Origin of the sequence: Fredinandcohnia onubensis (assembly GCF_002734215.1) — a bacterium.
Classification (GTDB): Bacteria; Bacillota; Bacilli; order Bacillales; family Bacillaceae_L; genus Ferdinandcohnia; species Ferdinandcohnia onubensis.
The window spans coordinates 238,044-255,913 of sequence record NZ_NSEB01000004.1; the positions used below are offsets into that span (position 1 = coordinate 238,044).

Sequence of the window (17,870 nt, forward strand, 5' to 3'; positions counted from 1 at the left end):
CCTTCCGGGTGAACCGGAAGGCTTTTAAAATGGACGAAAATAGGTTGTGTCCGATAAAAAGTGGTGAATGTCCGATAAATTCAGAGTTGAGTCCGATAAAACTGGATCAATGTCTGATATCCCGGCAACAATGTCCGAAATAATCAAAATTTTGTCCGATATCCAAAAAAATGATTAGATAGTATGCCTTCCGGGTGAACCGGAAGGCTTTTAAAATGACTAAAACTAGGGTTATGTCCGATAAACAGTGGTGAATGTCCGATATATTCAGAGTTGAGTCCGATAAAGCTGGATTAATGTCCGATATCCCAGCGGCAATGTCCGATATAATCAAAACTTTGTCCGATATCTAAAACTTTCTCCATCAAGTAAAATATTTTAAAAAAATTTGCAGGAAAGCCGAAAATAATGTCGAATTCCCAGTAAAAGTGAAAGGAGTAGATGTATTTGATAAGAAAAAAACGTACAGTACCAATTGAAATTTTAATCCTTGAAGCACTTTTGCGGAGATTGCAGCCAGACCATCCAAAAATACCACAAATTCAAGCAGAATTAGCTAAAAGAAAGAAGGGATACCGAGGAGAACTTTCGTTAAATTATTATTTGGACCTCATCGACACACCCGAATTCCTCATTTTGCACGATATTAGGCTCACAGACGGCAAAAGCTTTTTCCAAATCGACACTCTCATGATTACCCCTTATTTTTTTCTAATCCTAGAAGTCAAAAATATAGCAGGAACCCTTTATTTTGAAGATGAATCTAATCAAATGATTCGAACCTTGAACAATGAAGAAGAAGGAATGCCCAATCCAATTTTACAAGCGCTCCGACATTCCCGCCAATTCAAAAACTGGCTCACCCAACGGAAGTTACCACTTTTGCCCATCGAACATTTAGTCATCATCAGTGACCCAAAAACAATTATAAAAGCGTCAAGACCAAGTATTTTCACAAAAGTAATGCACAATGCAAATCTCCCATTTACATTTGAAAAATTTCAAAATAGACATACGAAAGAAACGTTGACGATGAAGGAAATGAAGAAAATAGCGGGGGCCATTGAAAAACATCATACCCCTAAAAAACCTGACCCACTGGTACAGTTTTTTATTTCCCAAACTGAAATTCTAAAAGGGGTTCATTGTTCGAAATGTTCCGCTCTTCCGATTGAAAGAAAAAGAGGATATTGGTATTGTGATAATTGTTGTGCGAAATCCCAAGATGCATATATACAAGCACTCAAGGATTATACCTTACTCATAAAACCAACGTTTACGAACGAGGAAATCCGAGATTTTTTACAAATCCCTTCAAGTAAATTAATATTTCGATTGTTAAAATCTATGAATCTCGAGTATACAGGAGAGAAAAAAGGAAGAATGTACCGTTTGCCCCAATTCCAAAATTTACACACCACTAGCTAAATCCTATCCCCATCAATCATTAACTGCCATGAAATGAAAATGTAATAAAATTGAGTCGTATTTTGACGAAAAATGATGTTATAATGAAAAAAGTAATGAAATTATCCTCATTTTGGCTTATAATTTCAAGTTGCATAGTTCAATAGGAGCATAAGTATGTCTATAGGGACATAAGCGCTTACATTTAAATATAAATAGATTACTAAACATAAATAATAGAATTCCCCACTGAGAACGGTGGGGTTCTTACTTCCGGTTAACGAGGGATAAAAAAACGATGATAGGTGATTCTTAATGATAGAAATGAAGGACGTTTTTAAAAAGTATCCGAATGGTGTTATGGCCGTTAATGGAATAAATGTAAAAATCGATCAAGGTGAGTTCGTGTATGTCGTTGGTCCGAGTGGTGCGGGGAAGTCAACGTTCATAAAAATGATGTATCGTGAAGAGAAACCGACAAAAGGTTCAATCATCATAAATGGAATTGATCTTGCTAAATTAAAAGAGAAAAAGGTTCCCCTTTTACGTAGAAATATCGGCGTCGTGTTCCAGGATTTCAAGCTGTTACCACGCCTATCGGTGTATGAAAACGTGGCGTTCGCGCTTGAAGTTATTGAAGAAAATCCGAAGAATATCAAAAAACGTGTAATGGACGTGCTTGACCTTGTTCGTCTTAAACACAAAGCACGATTTTTGCCAGATGAGCTATCCGGTGGGGAACAGCAGCGTGTGTCGATTGCGCGCTCGATCGTCAATTCTCCAGGTGCACTTATTGCGGACGAGCCTACGGGTAACCTTGACCCTGAGACATCTTGGGAAATTATGAACATTTTTGAAGAAATCAATTTCCGTGGGACGACCATTGTGATGGCGACTCATAACCGTGAAATTGTTAATACGATTAAAAGACGTGTAATTGCCATAGAAGGTGGAAAAATTGCGCGTGACGAGGTAAGGGGTGATTACGGCTATGAAGCTTAACACACTCCGCCGTCATTTACGTGAAAGTACAAAAAACTTAGGGCGAAACGGATGGATGACATTCGCATCTGTCAGTGCCGTTACTGTTACACTACTCCTAGTAGGTGTATTCTTAGTCATCATGATGAATCTGAACAGCATGGCGACATCACTTGAAAAAGATGTTCGTATCAGTGTTCACACGGACTTAACTTCAACAAAAGAACAGCAGGAAGCCTTGAAAGCAGAAATTGTAAAAATTCCTGAGGTTGCATCTGTCACTTTCTCCTCAAAGGATCAAGAGTTAGAAAAAATGATTGATAGCTTTGGAGAAGATGGAAAAGTTTTTGCTTTATACGAACAAAGTAACCCACTTCATGATGTGTTTGTCGTGGAAACGAAAAAACCTCAAGAGATCATGGCGGTTGCTGATAAAGTTGAAAAAATGGAGTATGTATACAGTGTGAACTATGGAAAAGGAAAAGTTGAAAAGATTTTCAGTACAGTCGGTGTTTCACGAAACATTGGAATCGGGCTGATCATCGGTCTCCTTTTCACAGCGATGTTCTTAATTTCAAATACAATTAAAATCACAATCTTTGCGAGAAGAAGAGAAATTGAGATTATGAAGTTAGTAGGAGCAACAAACTGGTTTATTCGTTGGCCATTTTTCCTAGAAGGATTATTCCTTGGAATTCTTGGCTCGTTGATTCCAATTGGAATTATCCTAGGATTCTATAATTTCATATATGATTTGATTCAACCACAATTAAACGGTACATTCCTAGAGCTATTGCCATTTAGTCCATTTGCATTCCAAGTAACGGCACTCTTGCTGCTAATTGGTGCATTCATTGGAGTTTGGGGAAGCTTAATGTCTGTCCGTAAATTCCTAAAAGTATAAGAAAAAAGCGCATCTATAAAGGTGCGCTTTTTCGTGCATAGATTTAATAGTAGAATGGGAAAGGGTAGAAGAATGGAAATACGAAAACGTTATATGGGAAACGACGACGACGGAAACGACGGAAACGTCTGCGTCCATAACCACCATAGCCACCGTATCCTCCGAATCCTCCATAACCACCAAATTGGCGATCCATTTCTGTATCTTCCACTTCTTCAGGTACCAGCATCGTTACACCGTCATCATCCATGTCCTCGATGATTCCTTCCATTTGAGAACCATCGTTCATTTGTCCGATGACATAGTAATTTTGCAGTTTGTGGCATGTGCCTTTGATGTCCTGCCCGTGTTGTGGCATTTGCATGCCGTATGGATTGTAGTGCATATGATCCCTCCTTTGCACCATTAGGATATTCACCCAATTATTGTTTCGTTACGAATTTTTTAGAGGAATGTTAGGAACCTGTTATTTACAAAAGAAAAAAGCTCGACCACGAAGTCGAGCTTAACTTGCATAACGGGTTTTATTTTTCTTTAATTTCATCCCACACGCGCAGCTTGTGCTGTGTTTGAGGATTTTGATTTCCGTTTTACATATTGGACAGATTGTTTTTGGCATTTAAAAGTCACCTCTTTTTTTAAAAAATTATATACAGTCCATACACTTCCATCTGGTGTGAGTAATTTTTAATTTGGGGTTGATTGCGGGAATAGAATAGGTATCCACAGCAAGCGGATACCTATCGTATGTGAGAATAAAATGAAATGTTCTTTGCTTGTTACTTCGCTACTACTTCGCCAGGAACCGCTAAGCCAAGGCCTTCTGCGATACGTGTTCCGTATTCAGGGTCTGCCTTGTAGAAGTGGCTAATTTGACGAAGTTTGATTTCTTCTAATTCAACAGGCTTCATTGAGGCCACAATTGTGTCAACAAGACGAGTGCGTTCCGCTTCACTCATTAAGCGGTAAAGGTCACCAGCTTGTGTGTAATGATCGTTATGATCATAAGCTACACTGTCTGCAATTCCTTCAACAGCGAATGCATGCTGCTTCGCTTCTGGTGTTTCTTTTGGACCGCTAAAACTATTAGGCTCGTAATATACGGAACTACCACCATTGTTATCAAAGCGCATTTGACCATCGCGTTGATAGTTATTCACATCAACTCTTGCACGGTTGATTGGTAAGGCTTGGTGGTTTGCTCCAACACGGTAACGATGTGCATCATGGTAGGCAAATAGACGACCTTGAAGCATTTTGTCAGGTGATACATCAACACCAGGTACTAACGTTCCAGGTGAGAATGTTGCTTGTTCAACTTCTGCAAAATAGTTCTCAGGGTTGCGGTCTAATACCATGCGGCCCACTTCAATTAATGGATAGTCTTTTTGTGACCATACTTTTGTGACATCGAATGGATCGAAGCGATATGTATTCGCATCCTCCAACGGCATGATTTGTACATATAGCATCCAAGCAGGGAAGTCACCTTTTTCAATTGCATTGAACAGATCTTCCGTATGATAATCTGGATTATCTCCAGCAAGCTTTGTCGCTACTTCATTTGTTAGGCACTTAACGCCTTGCTCTGTACGGAAGTGGTACTTAATCCAAACGCCTTCACCTTCAGCGTTTGTCCATTTGAACGTATGGCTTCCGTAACCATGCATGTGACGCCATGTCGCAGGAATACCACGATCACCCATTAACCAAGTAACTTGGTGAAGAGATTCAGGTGAATGAGACCAAAAATCCCATACAGCAGTAAGGTTCTTCAAGTGTGTTTGTGGATGACGCTTTTGTGTATGGATAAAATCAGGAAACTTAATCGCATCGCGGATAAAGAAAATCGGTGTGTTGTTTCCGACGATGTCGTAGTTTCCTTCTTCTGTATAAAATTTAACCGCGAAACCACGTGGGTCACGAGCTGTGTCAGCAGATCCATTTTCCCCAGCAACCGTTGAAAAACGGATAAATAGAGGAGTTTGTTTGCCAACCCCGTTGAAAAGTTTAGCTTTCGTATATTTAGATACATCATTTGTTACTTCAAAATAACCGTGCGCACCGCTACCTTTCGCGTGAACAACACGTTCAGGTACACGTTCTCTATTGAAATGTGCTAATTTTTCAAGGAGGTGCACGTCCTGGATTAGTACCGGTCCTCTAGAACCAGCTGTGATTGAGTTTTGGTTGTCCCCAACTGGAGAACCCCAACTAGTTGTGAGTTTATTGTATGTCAAACTGATCACCTCGTATTAATTTTTAATATGTATATTATAATAACACCTATAAAAAAAATCAATACTTTTTTATAATTATTATAAAGTAGGTCCAAATGGCATCTTAGATTTAGTACTTAAATATGATGATATGAGCGTTATATCTCTCGTAACTCCTAAAAATAAACTATATTACAAATTATTCTTCGTGAATCTTTACTCTGTTGATTTTCATTTATATTCAGTTTTTATTACCTAATTGAGAATTAGAATTAAGATGGAATGTGGCCTTTTGTGTACATAGAAAATCATGTAAGGGAAATAATGACAATGAATTTCCGTTTAAGAGAGGAAGTGTAACATGAACGACGAAAATCAACATGGAAGTGTGGAAGGGGTAGGCGGACCACAGGATAATCGTCTAGGAACGGGTGAGTCGGCTGATTCATTAACAAACAGGCAGGGCCATCCAGTTACAGATAATCAAAATATCCGAACAGTTGGGAACCGAGGTCCTTCGACTCTAGAGAATTACGACTTTATTGAAAAAATGTCCCATTTTGACCGTGAGCGCGTTCCGGAACGTGTGGTTCATGCCAGAGGTGCAGGTGCACATGGTTATTTTGAGGCATACGGAAAAGTTGGCGACGAACCGATTTCTAAGTACACTCGCGCGAAATTGTTCCAAGAAGCAGGTAAAAGGACTCCAGTTTTCGTACGTTTCTCAACGGTCGCAGGGGCAATGGAGTCTCCAGAAACGGCAAGAGATCCCCGCGGTTTTGCCGTTAAATTTTATACGGAGGATGGAAACTGGGATTTAGTCGGAAACAATTTAAAAATCTTTTTTATCCGAGATGCGATGAAGTTTCCTGATATGATTCATTCCTTTAAACCGGACCCGGTTTCAAATCTCTCGAACCCTGAAAGAATGTTTGATTTTTTATCGAAAACTCCTGAAGCCACACATATGATAACCTTCCTGTTTTCACCATGGGGAATTCCGGCAAACTACCGCCAAATGCAAGGTTCTGGAGTGAATACATACAAATGGGTAAATCAGGATGGCGAGGCCGTCTTAGTGAAATATCACTGGGAGCCACTGAAGCAAGGTATTAAAAACTTAACCCAAAAAGAAGCAAATGAAATCCAAGCGACAAATGTTAGCCATGCTACTCAGGACTTATATGAAGCCATCGAGCGTGGAGATTACCCAGAGTGGGAGTTTTGTGTGCAGATCATGACTGACGATTACCACTCTGAGCTTGATTTTGATCCACTCGATGATACAAAACTCTGGCCAACAGATAAGTTCCCATTTTTAAAGGTTGGAAAAATGGTGCTAAACAAGAATCCTGAGAATTATTTTAACGAGGTCGAGCAAGCCGCGTTTGGTACAGGGGTATTGGTGGATGGACTTGATTTTTCAGATGATAAAATGCTTCAAGGGAGAACGTTCTCTTACTCAGATACGCAGCGACATCGTGTAGGTACGAACTATCTGCAACTGCCAATTAATGCGCCAAAAAAACGGGTTGCAACCAATCAGCGTGGTGGTCAAATGTCTTACCATGTGGACGTACCACCGAGCGGTAATCCTCATGTCAATTATGAACCATCCACGATTGGCGGCTTGAAGGAAGCAAAACAGGAGGGCAAGATTCATGAGCCTCATTATAATGACAAACTAGTTCGTGAAAAAATTGACCGCCCTAATGACTTCGGACAAGCCGGTGAAACGTATAGAGCCTTTTCGGACGCAGAGAGGGATGAACTCATCAGCAATTTGGTCGATAACTTAAAAGTTTGCCGACCAGAAATCCAAAACAAAATGCTGGAGTACTTCACCAACTCCGACGAGGACTACGGCAGACGTGTAAGAGAAGGCCTCGCAAAAGCAATGGATACAACAGACAATAGCTCCGCTGCAGCGAATGAGGCTGTAGAAAAGTCTAAAAACATGGGCCAAGAATCAGACGGGTATTAACTTTATTCAGGAAGGCGCTGAATAAAGTTAAGCCTCCTGCGGATGCCGCAGATTTTCAATGGAAAGTTTTCGAGCTAACTCGAAAAAATCTGGGCGCAAATACGCCAAGGCGTATTCGATAATAAAAGCATCGGTCCTTCAGGGATCGATGCTTTGTTATTTACGGAGAACTACACCTTATGGCTAATAAAAATAAAATACGGCTGATAGCCCAAAAATACGGCTAATAAAATGAAATTACGGCCGATAGAAAAAAATTATGGACGATAGCGAAAACGAACTGTTTTTTAGCCCGAAAAACGCAACCGAGCCCCGACTACAGTTCCTTCACAAACGCATAACTCTTCCGCTCATACCCCATCTTCTCCTCATAAAAACGGTGCGCATCCACACGCTGCAGTCCAGACGACAATGCAACCAGCTCGCAGCCCAATTCACGACCAAGTTCATGAATATAAGAAAGTAGTGTTTCGCCGTAACCTTTTGAACGCCCGGCCTCGTCTGTCACCAAATCATAGACATACATGTGATTTCTGTAATAAAGATTGAGCTGTTGCGCGACACCAGTAACCGCTGCAACCTTCCCATTATCAATTAAAGCAAACATTCTATACCCCCCTGGCTGCATGTCCGTCACCAATGCCACGAACTCCTCGAGGTTCAGATGTGTCCGTAATTGCTTCATAACAGGAAACGCTAACTTCCATTCCTCAGACGTTTTCAATTCGCGAATTTCATATGCCACCACAACCACTCCTCAAAAAAGATTTCTTCTATCTTACTGCACTACCCCTTAACTGACTACATTTTTCTTTACTTCATTCTAATAAAACTTTTATAATGGTAAAGGAACGAAAATTTTTACCAATTACACGTTGAGGCGTGGCCTCATTTTTGTCATAAAGTGTACAAGCATTACATATTTTTATACAAAGGCATCGCACTAACGCAGGTGTGGTGCCTTTTCCTGCAACTCTAACCGGATAGTCAAAAAGGGCCAGGTGAAATATCAAACATGACTTTTCGACTATCAATCTTGAGTAAGGGATGAATAAGAACATAAAAGCTACAAAAATTAACGGTATGCATTTGTATTCGTAACGGAGGAGGAACAAACAGGTGAGTCGTAAAGTTGTCGCATTATACATGGTACTATCCTTACTATTAGGAGCGAGTGTCACGTTTTTAGTGGTTCAGTTACTTGATAACAATGAACAACCACTCGTTCAGCAACCAAGCCAAAACAATGACAATTCGAAGGATAACGAAAACGATCTATCTAAAATTGGTCAAGCATACAACATGATTTTATCTAATTATGTTGAAAAGGTGGATGAAAAAAAATTAATTGAGGGTGCCATTCAGGGGATGGTTAGCACACTTGATGACCCGTATTCCGCATATATGGATGAAGAAACAGCTGCCCAGTTCAATGAGTCGCTGGAATCATCGTTTGAAGGAATTGGTGCAGAGGTGAGTATGATGGAAGGCAAGGTCACAATTGTCGCTCCATTCAAGGATTCACCGGCTGAAAAATCAGGTCTTAAGCCAAATGACCAAATCATCAAAATTGACGGCGAAAGCATCGAAGGCCTTGATCTTTATGAAGCTGTTTTAAAAATCCGCGGTGAAAAAGGAACAGTTGTTACCCTAGAAGTCATGAGACCAGGAGTATCCGATCTTATGAATGTAAAAGTAACCCGCGATACCATTCCGATTGAAACAGTCTACACAGACTTGAAGGAATATGATAATAAAAAGCTTGGATATATAGAAATCACATCATTTGCAAATGATACAGCAGAGGATTTTATTGTCGGTCTGAATGAGCTAGAGGATAAGGGCATCGAGGGTCTGGTCATCGATGTTCGTGGCAATCCTGGTGGACTTTTGGAAAGTGTAGAAGAAATTTTAAAACAGCTTGTAACAAAGGATAAGCCATATGTCCAAATCGAAAACAGAGACGGCGAAAAGCAGCGCTTCTTCTCCACTCTTGAAAAACAAAAGGAATACCCAATTGTCGTGCTGACAAACCAAGGTAGTGCTTCCGCATCTGAGATTTTAGCAGGTGCCTTAAAAGAAGCAGGTGGCTATGACATTGTCGGTGAAAAAACATTTGGTAAAGGAACTGTTCAGCAGGCGCGCGACATGGGCGACGGCAGTAACCTGAAGTTAACGATGTTCAAATGGTTAACACCAGATGGCAACTGGATTCACATGAAAGGAATTGAGCCAACAGTGGAGGCAAAACAACCTGAATACTTCTATGCAAACCCAATTCAGTTTGAAAAAGAGCTTACACAAAACATGAACAATGAAAAAATCAAAAACGCTCAAATCATGCTAAAGGGATTAGGATTCGACCCAGGACGTGAGGACGGCTACTTCAGTGGAGAAACCGTCATCGCTGTAAAAGCATTCCAACAAGCAAATGATATAGAAGCAACCGGTACAATTAATGAAAAAACAGCCGGTGCAATCGAGGCAAAAGTGATCGAGTCCATCCGAGATCCAAAGAACGACCTACAACTCAAAAAAGCAATGGAAGTAATGTTTAAATAAGAATTACGTGCACCTCTCCCAGTCGGAGAGGTGTTTTTTATATTAGGGGAACCATGGGGACGATTCTGGTGGTCCCAATTTTGACCATGGCAATATTTCCGGATCCTAATTCAAAGGCCTGGGAACTACAATATCGGACAAAAAATTGATTTTATCGGACAGAGTCAGCCGGATATCGGACAAAGTTGCGGGTTTATCGGACACAGCTTTCAAGATATCGGACATAAATCACCTTATATCGGACAAAGCCAATTTATAGACCACAACCAGTAATATGCCTAACCCTGGAGCAATCAGACCTTTTTCCAAAAAAATCACCGTATTCTTTAAGTCAAGTATTTGGTACAATAAAAGTTAGGAAATCGAACGAAAATTTTTACATATTAAGTCATATCCATAGGTGGTGAAAACATTGATTGAAGCATGGTTACTTGAATTTGCAAAGGGGATTGGACGCTTTTTCCTAAATCCAATGTTTTATTATTTTGCAGGATATTGTGTACTTTTAGGCTATTTCCGCGTTAAACGTGAGCGACGCGCTTTCCATATAAGAGTAGAAGATGGTTTTTATGACCTGAGATCACTACTTCCGGGCGGTTGGCTTGCGGGTCTGCTTATATCAGTTGTAACGATTGCAGCCGGTGTCGTCATTCCACTTGGTAGCATAGTGGTAATTGCAATTGTCACCTTACTACTCAGCCTACCGATTAATACACGTCTACTATCTCCAGCCTATATTTTAGGGGTATCGTTTTTTGGAATTATTTTATTATCAAATCTATCGGTTGAGAATAAATTGATTGCGAGATTACTAGACGATATGGGCAATACAAGTCTTGCGGCGATTGCGATTTTACTTGGCGCCCTCATACTTGCAGAAGGAATATTGATACTGAAAAAAGGTCATATTGGCACATCACCCGATCTTTTAAAAAGTAAACGTGGACTTCCGGTCGGCGCCCATATTTCACAAAGACTATGGCTTGCACCCGTATTCTTACTTATTCCAGGTGAGGAACTCACTACTCACTATGAATGGTGGCCAGTGTTCAATGTTTCTGGACAAGCCTACTCACTCATTTTAGTACCGTTTGGAATTGGATTTTATCATAAAGTAAAAAGTATGCTTCCAACCCAGAGTATCCCCGTTGTCGGAAAACGCGTGGTCATTCTAGGGGCCGTAATCACAGGGTTAGCGTTGGCGAGCATTTGGTACCCAGTTGCAGCCATTATTGCAGCCTGTTTCGCACTAGCAGGTCGGGAACTCATCTACCTGCAACACTATTTTACCGATGAAGCGAGACAATCCATCTTTTCACAACGAAATCATGGCCTACTCGTTTTGGGGATCATCCCACAATCGCCAGCTGACAAAATGCAGATTAAAATTGGTGAGACCATTTCAAAGGTGAACGGCATACACGTAAAAACCGTTCAGGAATTTTACATGGCTCTTCAAAAAAATCGCGCCTTATGTAAGGTTGATGTGTTAGATATTCACGGTGAGGTCAGATACGTACAACGTGCCCTTTATGAAGGCGAACACCACGAGTTAGGAATCCTTTTTGTTGAAGAGGGCAAAGGATGGAAGCATAAAGCGGTGTAAGTGTAAAATTTATCTAAAAAGGAATCCAATCTATTGGGATTCCTTTTTTGCAATTTCCTAATTGTTCTACAGCAATTAAAAATCAGGAAGATTGTCTAAGTTGTTTTCTTTAACACCATCTGGTTCACTGCGTAGAATATCCCTACCATATTTATGGAATACATCTACATGGTCAAGCATGCCGGCTTTTGCCTCGTTTAGAGCGGTTATATAATCCAATTCCCTGCCACTCTCTGTCTTAAAAGCAATCAGGTCACCATCATCGTTTTTACGAACTGCTACGATCTTTTCTTTTGTAGGATCAGTTTCTCCAGCTTCTATACGAGCCTGTTCTTCACTTTGTTGCTTGTAGTCCTGATATATTTGATTAAAATCTTTTGTGTCCACTACAATCCCTCCCAAACATATGTACGTTTAGTATGTTCAGTGGATTCATTTCTATGTAACAAGCTACTTCTTTTTCATTTTTCGAACATTCGACTTTCTATTTATCATAATTTTGGTAGGAGGTTGCTTCCGTATCCATTTAATAAATCGTGATAGCATTTCGTCTTCTCTTAGTTCACGTAATGTAGTTAACCGAGTAGCTATCTCTTTATTTGTATATAATGCATGAATTTGTTTATGACATGGGATACACAGGTTTGCCGTATCACTAAAGGTACCTCCCATCTCTTTAGGGAGTAGATGGTGAATCGTTGTTTCAACCTCACTACGTCCACAGAGCTCACAGCTACCCACAATCCTACCTCCATTGATCGTACCTAATGTCGTTCATTTTTTACTATCTACTCTTTAAAAGGAATTATTCGGTTTTCTAGTCCTCATTAAAACAAAATCGTTTTTTAGAAAAGAAAAAAACCGTAAAAATAGTTTACGGCTTTAAAGGTATTTCTTTATTCAATCGTAAATTTATAAGAGTTTGAATATCTCATACCTTTCACTAAAGCAACTAATAGATCCTTTGTTGCTTCAAGGTCATTCAAGTCAATTACTTCGATTGAAGAATGTGCATATCTTGAAGGTATGGATAGAACACCCGTAGGAATGCCCTGGTGAGCAAGGCTTAATTCTCCTGCATCTGTTCCAATTCCAGGGAAAACTTCTAACTGGTAAGGTATCTTACTAGCATCCGCTAGTTCAATTAAGTGATCACGAACCTTTTTGTTTGCTATTAAGCTGAAATCTAGTACTTTAATTCCTGTACCATTCCCAATTGCTAATGTTTGATCCATCATTTCTTCTGGCGTATCGCTAACGGCTGTTGTATCAAGTGCAAGGGCAACATCGGCATTTTGTTGATGGCTTGCCACCCTTGCTCCTCTGAGTCCAACTTCTTCTTGGACAGTAAAGATTCCTACAAATTCACCCGAAAAATCATCATTATTCAATTCCTCTAATGCTTGAATTAATACCGCACAACCTGCTCGATCATCGAAAGCTTTACCAACAATCCGCGTTTCTGACAAATGATCAAAATGCGGGTACCACGTAATCGGATCTCCAATTCGAATCCCAAATTCCTCAGCCTCTTTTTTAGAGGAAGCACCTGCATCGATATATAGGCGCTGATGAGGCCGAACCTTTTTAGGGTCATCATATTTCATCATATGAGCCGAAATTGTTCCAATAACTCCTGGGCGTAACCCTTGGGATGTTTTTATTTGGACACGTTGTGATAGAAGAATTCGATCGTCATGCCCTCCTAGCTTTTCAAACCGAATAAGTCCATTTTCTTCTATTTTTTTTACGATAAAGCCTACCTCATCCATATGGGCAGCAACGATAATCTTTGGCCCCACTTGGCCGCCCTTTTTAGAGACAATCAGATTACCTGCCCCATCAACCTCCATATGGTCCACTTTCCCCTTTAATCGGCTTGCTATGTATTTTGCCACATCCTCTTCAAAGCCACATGGACCATGAATTGCAGTTAACTCTTTTACTAGTTGTTCCATTTTATATTCTCCCCTTATGTCAGTAATCTAGTGCATCATTTGTTGTTTTAAGTTCCCAGCTAGTAGGTAGGATTGTTCTTAATTATAACAGTGATTTTAATTTTCTGACATAATTTTTTCACCTGTAAACTTCTCAAAGTGAGCAATATCGTATCTATCAAAATAGAATGTAGAACTGAGCCTTTAAAGTTGGAAAGTTATTATTCTAAAGAAGTAATCATAGAAAAAATTAAGGCTGACCATATCACGAACATCGCAGAAAGCGCAGAGAGCCAGTGGGCTCTTTTTTGTAGAACAAAGTAGCCAAGACCGCCTTTTTGACACCTCTTCGAATAGAAACACATACACTATTGTGCATCTTACACGAGGAGGAGAGATATGATGGAAAGACAAATGTTTGGGATTCCTGGGGCAATCCCTGGTCAATATATGCCCTTTCAAGTAGGTTATAATCCAGGCCAAGGCTATCATCATGGTCATGGAGGTTATAACCCAGGTTATGGCTATCATCATGGTCATGGCGGTTATAATCCGGGTTACGGTTATCACCATGGACATGGAGGATACTATCCAGGCCATGGCTATCACCATGGACATGGAGGATACTATCCAGGTCACGGCTATCACCATGGACATGGGGGGTACTATCCAGGCCATGGCCATGGTGGTATCACACCTAGATAGTCAAAAAATAGTTTATTCAACCCCGACCACAGTCTAACGACTGTGGTTTTTTAGGTTTGATGATTAACTAACGCCTGAAAAACAAACATAAATGACCATCTTTAAGTGAACGCTAAGACTGGAATAAATGAAATGTAGGAGGTTCACGAAATGAAGGTTGTTGGTATTTCAGGCTCACTGATTGGAGCAAAAACATCAAAGGCGGTCTATGAAGTATTAGCTGCTATTAAGTCTCTTGATTTAAACGTTCAAATTGAATTACTAGACCTGAAGGATTTTGAGATTGAATTTGTGAATGGAAGCCCATTAAGCTATTACAATGATGATACAATTAAAGTGGTCAATAAAATGTTAGAGGCAGATATGCTAGTTTTTGGTTCACCGATTTATCAGGCGTCCATTTCAGGGGTCCTAAAAAATCTGTTGGACTTTTTTCCGGTCGATTCCTTCAAGAATAAAGTGACGGGAATTATTACAACCGGTGGTACGGAAAAACATTTTCTCGTCTCGGAATTCCATTTAAAGCCTATTCTATCCTACTTGAAAGGGACGGTACCGGTTCATCAGGTCTTCATACATAATGACAATTTCGATGATGACAATGAAATTACCAATCAGGGACTAACAAAACGTATTCACAAATTGGCGGAAGAAATGCTCGCTCTCCAAAAAAGTATGAAAAAATAGATATTTTGCTAAAAAAAGTGAACCTTTCTATCCCCTCATTAGTATAAGAAGTAAGAACGAAAATGAGGGAGTGCTAAAAATGACAACAATCATAGGGTGGGTTGTGAGTTCCGTTGTGGTTGCCATTCTTGGAACTTTGTTTGCGATGGTGATTGGTTCCATGAATAAAAAGGTGGTCCGGGATCATAAGGGTGATATTGATTTTACGAAGTCAAACATCTATTTTTATTGGTCTAGGTGGGATACAATTATTACAATTGCGGCTGTGTATACATTTTTATGTATTACAGGTTTATTGGTTTTCCTTTTACGAGGAGACACCATCGATAGTCCGTTCATCCAATTTTTCATTCATCAGACGTTTGTATTCAGTTTGATTACATTTTTGTGGTTCATTACAAAGCTGGCATATATCTATAAAGGAATAAAAAAGCGGTGGTCTGATGAGTTACAGTAGCGTTGACGAGGCAATTCTTCAATTTCAACGAGGGGATAAGGAAGCATTAGAGGTCATTTACAAAATGTACAAAGCCCCTCTTTACCAGTTTATTTATCGGTACACAAACAATGAGCAACTAAGCATCGACCTTGTTCAGGACACATTTGAAAAGCTACAGCGTAAATTTCATCAATTTAATCCAGAAAAAGGACAGTTCAAAACCTATCTCTATCAGATTGCCTATAACACGATGATGACAAGGCTAAGGCGACAGAGTCTATTTCGAACCTTGTTGCCGCTTTTGGCAGAGCGTCATCCACACCATGAAAACTCCGACGAAAAAATAACCGTACAAACTGCGATCCAATCGCTCCCGGAAGATTTACGTGCGATTGTGTTGCTGACCTACTACCACGATCTCACACAAAAAGAAATCTCCACGATCTTACACATCCCAGTCGGAACGGTAAAATCAAAGATGCATCGTGCACTAAAAAAACTAAAAGTAGAATTAGAGGTGAATGAGGATTGAATAACGACCAATTTGACAAAGAATTAAAAGAGAAACTCGATCAATTCACGGTTGAGGTTCCCGACTTCCCAATGAAAAAATCAAGACTAAATCGAATCGCAAACTGGTTCTTTAATCCAGCCTCGATTCCGTTTCCAGAAGCAGGCTACAAAAAAGGCGCCTTTCTATCAATCTCATGGCTGCCTGTATTAATATTACCCTTAACATTCGTCCTCTTTATGCTGTGAATGGGACACAGGGACAGGTCCCTCGTCCCAGTCTAGTGTGTGGACAAGGGCTAATAAGCCCCACGATTGCTCTACTTTTTATACACTTTCTTAAAAGTGTTGGATAAACAACATATCCAATTTACTGTTGGTGCCAAATTGTTTTCGCCCTTGCTAAACTAAATGTAGATACGAAAAACATTTCAATTAGGAGGAGAAAACATGATTAAAATTGGTATTCTTACAGGTAGCACAAGAGATTCAAGGGTTAATCTACAAGTCGCAGAATGGGTGAAGTCAATCGCGGATAAAAGAACGGATGCAGAATTTGAATTAGTAGATATTAAAGACTATAACCTACCAAAATTTAATGAGCCTATTCCGGCGATCATGTCACAGGACTATCAAGCTCCAGAAGCACATGCATGGTCTAAAAAAATTAGTAGTCTCGATGGATTTATATTTGTCACTCCGGAATATAATAAGGCAATTACATCTGGGTTGAAGGATGCAATTGATTATTTATACGTTGAGTGGAATCATAAAGCAGCGGGAATTGTAAGTTACGGCTCAACTTTAGGTGTTACAGCGGCAAATGATTTACGCCTTATTTTAACAGTGCCAAAGGTAGCAACAGTTGGACCTTCCGTAGCAATGAGCCTATTTACTGATTTTCAAGATATGAGTAAATTTAATCCAGCACCTTTCCACGAGGATTCCTTACATAAAACAATAGACGATGTTGTCGCATGGTCTACAGCATTAAAAGGAATCAGACAAAAAGAATCTGAATTACAAACTGTATAAGAAGGAGAGTCGCTATGGCATACGTATTACAAGTAGATTTTAAAATGGATGGACCATTCGGAGATGAAATGGCTGGAGCGTTTTCTGATTTAGCCAAAAGCATTAATGAAGAACCGGGTTTCATTTGGAAAATTTGGACTGAAAATCCGGAAGCAAAAGAAGCGGGTGGGATTTATTTATTCGAGACAAAAGAAACCGCTGAAAAATATCTCGACATGCATACGAAACGATTAGGTGGCTTTGGCATCAATGGCGTAAACGGTAAAATCTTTGCAATCAATTCAAAGCTTACTGAAATCACAAAAGGTCCAGTTAAATAATAAAAAGAGAAGTAGATTCTAAAATGGAGTCTACTTCTCTTTTTGATGTCTAAGTGTCGCATGTTCGATCGAATTCGGTAACTCAAAACTCTCAGCCGGAAAAATAAATGTCCATGGCATGCTGGTTTCAGGCGGGACCTGAAGAGCGGGCAGGGTAAATTCGTGCTCAACTAGAAGTGTATCCCTGTCACAAAACTGTAGCGGTGTATTTTCAAATACAAGATTTTGTGCCGTTCGATTATGAACGATTGCTGTTACGAGCCTTTCGTTTTTATGGTTTACTGCCATCCGGACAATAGTAAAACTAACTCCTTCCTCCGAGATCTCGGCGCGAAAAAGCTGTTCAATTATATCTCGATCCTTCTGCGAAATCGTACGATCCCACGCGTCCTCAAAAACTAGTTTTTGCATAATCTCACCTCTCTTACTACTGATTATAGCAGAGCAAGCCATTTCTTTTGTGAAATTGACTATGAGCAATGGTTTGTCCGATATATTTAACTTTTTGTCCGATAACCCGGAATCTTTGTCCGATATCCATCCATCTTTGTCCGATATCCATCAGTCTCTGTCC

The 17,870-nt window shown here is 39.9% G+C and carries 20 protein-coding genes; 13 read left to right on the plus strand and 7 right to left on the minus strand.

Going from position 1 to position 17,870, the window contains the following annotated elements; all coding sequences use genetic code 11:
• Window positions 1-447: 447 nt before the first annotated feature.
• The 3 genes from CKK03_RS04085 to ftsX all read left to right on the plus strand — a co-directional run bounded on the left by CKK03_RS04085 (window position 448) and on the right by ftsX (window position 3,292).
• The gene (locus CKK03_RS04085; protein ID WP_180271143.1) at window positions 448-1,428 is read left to right on the plus strand and encodes a nuclease-related domain-containing protein; all 981 of its coding nucleotides are present in this window, start codon (window positions 448-450) and stop codon (window positions 1,426-1,428) included.
• 294 nt (window positions 1,429-1,722) lie between these two features.
• On the plus strand, window positions 1,723-2,409 hold the full coding sequence (gene ftsE / locus CKK03_RS04090) for a cell division ATP-binding protein FtsE (protein WP_099361351.1): 687 nt from the start codon (window positions 1,723-1,725) through the stop codon (window positions 2,407-2,409).
• Complete coding sequence (gene ftsX, locus CKK03_RS04095; protein WP_099361352.1) at window positions 2,399-3,292, plus strand: permease-like cell division protein FtsX; 894 nt, start codon at window positions 2,399-2,401, stop codon at window positions 3,290-3,292. The genes ftsE and ftsX overlap by 11 nt, the downstream gene beginning before the upstream one ends.
• 43 nt (window positions 3,293-3,335) lie before the next feature.
• Here the strand turns inward: ftsX and CKK03_RS04100 are convergent, their stop codons facing one another.
• Together CKK03_RS04100 and katA are read right to left on the minus strand one after the other, a co-directional pair.
• The gene (locus CKK03_RS04100) at window positions 3,336-3,677 is read right to left on the minus strand and encodes a hypothetical protein (RefSeq protein ID WP_180271144.1); all 342 of its coding nucleotides are present in this window, start codon (window positions 3,675-3,677) and stop codon (window positions 3,336-3,338) included.
• A 394-nt stretch (window positions 3,678-4,071) separates the two neighbouring features.
• The gene (gene katA / locus CKK03_RS04105; protein ID WP_099361353.1) at window positions 4,072-5,532 is read right to left on the minus strand and encodes a catalase KatA; all 1,461 of its coding nucleotides are present in this window, start codon (window positions 5,530-5,532) and stop codon (window positions 4,072-4,074) included.
• Window positions 5,533-5,872: 340 nt separating this feature from the next.
• On the opposite strand from katA, the gene CKK03_RS04110 reads away from it, so the two are divergent.
• The gene (locus CKK03_RS04110; RefSeq protein WP_099361354.1) at window positions 5,873-7,495 is read left to right on the plus strand and encodes a catalase; all 1,623 of its coding nucleotides are present in this window, start codon (window positions 5,873-5,875) and stop codon (window positions 7,493-7,495) included.
• 316 nt (window positions 7,496-7,811) lie between these two features.
• Here CKK03_RS04110 and CKK03_RS04115 read toward each other — a convergent pair whose 3' ends face one another.
• Window positions 7,812-8,240: a GNAT family N-acetyltransferase gene (locus CKK03_RS04115; RefSeq protein WP_245864000.1), complete on the minus strand. Its 429-nt coding sequence runs from the start codon at window positions 8,238-8,240 to the stop codon at window positions 7,812-7,814.
• Window positions 8,241-8,614: 374 nt separating this feature from the next.
• Between CKK03_RS04115 and CKK03_RS04120 the strand changes: the two genes are divergently transcribed.
• A complete protein-coding gene (locus CKK03_RS04120; RefSeq protein ID WP_099361355.1) occupies window positions 8,615-10,057 on the plus strand; it encodes a S41 family peptidase in 1,443 nt (480 codons plus the stop codon).
• Between the two features lie 403 nt (window positions 10,058-10,460).
• Window positions 10,461-11,663, plus strand: a complete 1,203-nt coding sequence (locus CKK03_RS04125) for a PDZ domain-containing protein (RefSeq protein WP_245864027.1) — start codon at window positions 10,461-10,463, stop codon at window positions 11,661-11,663.
• Between the two features lie 75 nt (window positions 11,664-11,738).
• Here the strand turns inward: CKK03_RS04125 and CKK03_RS04130 are convergent, their stop codons facing one another.
• From CKK03_RS04130 to CKK03_RS04140, 3 genes are all read right to left on the minus strand, one after another.
• The gene (locus CKK03_RS04130) at window positions 11,739-12,050 is read right to left on the minus strand and encodes a DUF3892 domain-containing protein (protein WP_099361357.1); all 312 of its coding nucleotides are present in this window, start codon (window positions 12,048-12,050) and stop codon (window positions 11,739-11,741) included.
• 63 nt (window positions 12,051-12,113) lie between these two features.
• Window positions 12,114-12,404 (minus strand): HNH nuclease-like protein HlpB, encoded by a 291-nt coding sequence (hlpB, locus tag CKK03_RS04135; protein ID WP_099361358.1) that lies wholly within the window; start codon window positions 12,402-12,404, stop codon window positions 12,114-12,116.
• A gap of 155 nt (window positions 12,405-12,559) precedes the next feature.
• Window positions 12,560-13,621, minus strand: coding sequence for a M42 family metallopeptidase (locus CKK03_RS04140; protein ID WP_099361359.1), 1,062 nt, complete (start codon window positions 13,619-13,621; stop codon window positions 12,560-12,562).
• A 378-nt stretch (window positions 13,622-13,999) separates the two neighbouring features.
• On the opposite strand from CKK03_RS04140, the gene CKK03_RS04145 reads away from it, so the two are divergent.
• From CKK03_RS04145 to CKK03_RS04175, 7 genes are all read left to right on the plus strand, one after another.
• Window positions 14,000-14,305, plus strand: coding sequence for a hypothetical protein (locus CKK03_RS04145; RefSeq protein ID WP_180271145.1), 306 nt, complete (start codon window positions 14,000-14,002; stop codon window positions 14,303-14,305).
• Between the two features lie 150 nt (window positions 14,306-14,455).
• Window positions 14,456-14,992, plus strand: coding sequence for an NADPH-dependent FMN reductase (locus CKK03_RS04150; RefSeq protein ID WP_099361360.1), 537 nt, complete (start codon window positions 14,456-14,458; stop codon window positions 14,990-14,992).
• A 79-nt stretch (window positions 14,993-15,071) separates the two neighbouring features.
• Window positions 15,072-15,449: a hypothetical protein gene (locus CKK03_RS04155; RefSeq protein ID WP_099361361.1), complete on the plus strand. Its 378-nt coding sequence runs from the start codon at window positions 15,072-15,074 to the stop codon at window positions 15,447-15,449.
• On the plus strand, window positions 15,436-15,963 hold the full coding sequence (locus tag CKK03_RS04160) for an RNA polymerase sigma factor (protein ID WP_099361362.1): 528 nt from the start codon (window positions 15,436-15,438) through the stop codon (window positions 15,961-15,963). The genes CKK03_RS04155 and CKK03_RS04160 overlap by 14 nt, the downstream gene beginning before the upstream one ends.
• Window positions 15,960-16,190 carry a hypothetical protein gene (locus CKK03_RS04165; protein ID WP_099361363.1) on the plus strand — a complete coding sequence of 77 codons (231 nt, stop codon included), beginning with the start codon at window positions 15,960-15,962 and terminating at the stop codon, window positions 16,188-16,190. The genes CKK03_RS04160 and CKK03_RS04165 overlap by 4 nt, the downstream gene beginning before the upstream one ends.
• Window positions 16,191-16,391: 201 nt before the next feature.
• On the plus strand, window positions 16,392-16,976 hold the full coding sequence (locus CKK03_RS04170; RefSeq protein WP_099361364.1) for an NADPH-dependent FMN reductase: 585 nt from the start codon (window positions 16,392-16,394) through the stop codon (window positions 16,974-16,976).
• Window positions 16,977-16,990: 14 nt separating this feature from the next.
• On the plus strand, window positions 16,991-17,296 hold the full coding sequence (locus tag CKK03_RS04175; protein WP_099361365.1) for a monooxygenase: 306 nt from the start codon (window positions 16,991-16,993) through the stop codon (window positions 17,294-17,296).
• A 30-nt stretch (window positions 17,297-17,326) separates the two neighbouring features.
• Here the strand turns inward: CKK03_RS04175 and CKK03_RS04180 are convergent, their stop codons facing one another.
• A complete protein-coding gene (locus CKK03_RS04180; protein WP_180271146.1) occupies window positions 17,327-17,707 on the minus strand; it encodes an SLAP domain-containing protein in 381 nt (126 codons plus the stop codon).
• Window positions 17,708-17,870: the final 163 nt, after the last annotated feature.

What these genes read in the sequence shown, in the direction of transcription:
- CKK03_RS04100 (WP_180271144.1), bottom strand. Translation starts at nt 3,677, where the DNA reads ATGCACTACAATCCATACGGCATGCAAATGCCACAACACGGGCAGGAC.
- CKK03_RS04145 (WP_180271145.1), top strand. Translation starts at nt 14,000, where the DNA reads ATGATGGAAAGACAAATGTTTGGGATTCCTGGGGCAATCCCTGGTCAA.
- CKK03_RS04170 (WP_099361364.1), top strand. Translation starts at nt 16,392, where the DNA reads ATGATTAAAATTGGTATTCTTACAGGTAGCACAAGAGATTCAAGGGTT.
- CKK03_RS04180 (WP_180271146.1), bottom strand. Translation starts at nt 17,707, where the DNA reads ATGCAAAAACTAGTTTTTGAGGACGCGTGGGATCGTACGATTTCGCAG.
- CKK03_RS04160 (WP_099361362.1), top strand. Translation starts at nt 15,436, where the DNA reads ATGAGTTACAGTAGCGTTGACGAGGCAATTCTTCAATTTCAACGAGGG.
- CKK03_RS04140 (WP_099361359.1), bottom strand. Translation starts at nt 13,621, where the DNA reads ATGGAACAACTAGTAAAAGAGTTAACTGCAATTCATGGTCCATGTGGC.
- CKK03_RS04175 (WP_099361365.1), top strand. Translation starts at nt 16,991, where the DNA reads ATGGCATACGTATTACAAGTAGATTTTAAAATGGATGGACCATTCGGA.
- ftsE (WP_099361351.1), top strand. Translation starts at nt 1,723, where the DNA reads ATGATAGAAATGAAGGACGTTTTTAAAAAGTATCCGAATGGTGTTATG.
- CKK03_RS04155 (WP_099361361.1), top strand. Translation starts at nt 15,072, where the DNA reads ATGACAACAATCATAGGGTGGGTTGTGAGTTCCGTTGTGGTTGCCATT.
- ftsX (WP_099361352.1), top strand. Translation starts at nt 2,399, where the DNA reads ATGAAGCTTAACACACTCCGCCGTCATTTACGTGAAAGTACAAAAAAC.
- CKK03_RS04150 (WP_099361360.1), top strand. Translation starts at nt 14,456, where the DNA reads ATGAAGGTTGTTGGTATTTCAGGCTCACTGATTGGAGCAAAAACATCA.
- CKK03_RS04110 (WP_099361354.1), top strand. Translation starts at nt 5,873, where the DNA reads ATGAACGACGAAAATCAACATGGAAGTGTGGAAGGGGTAGGCGGACCA.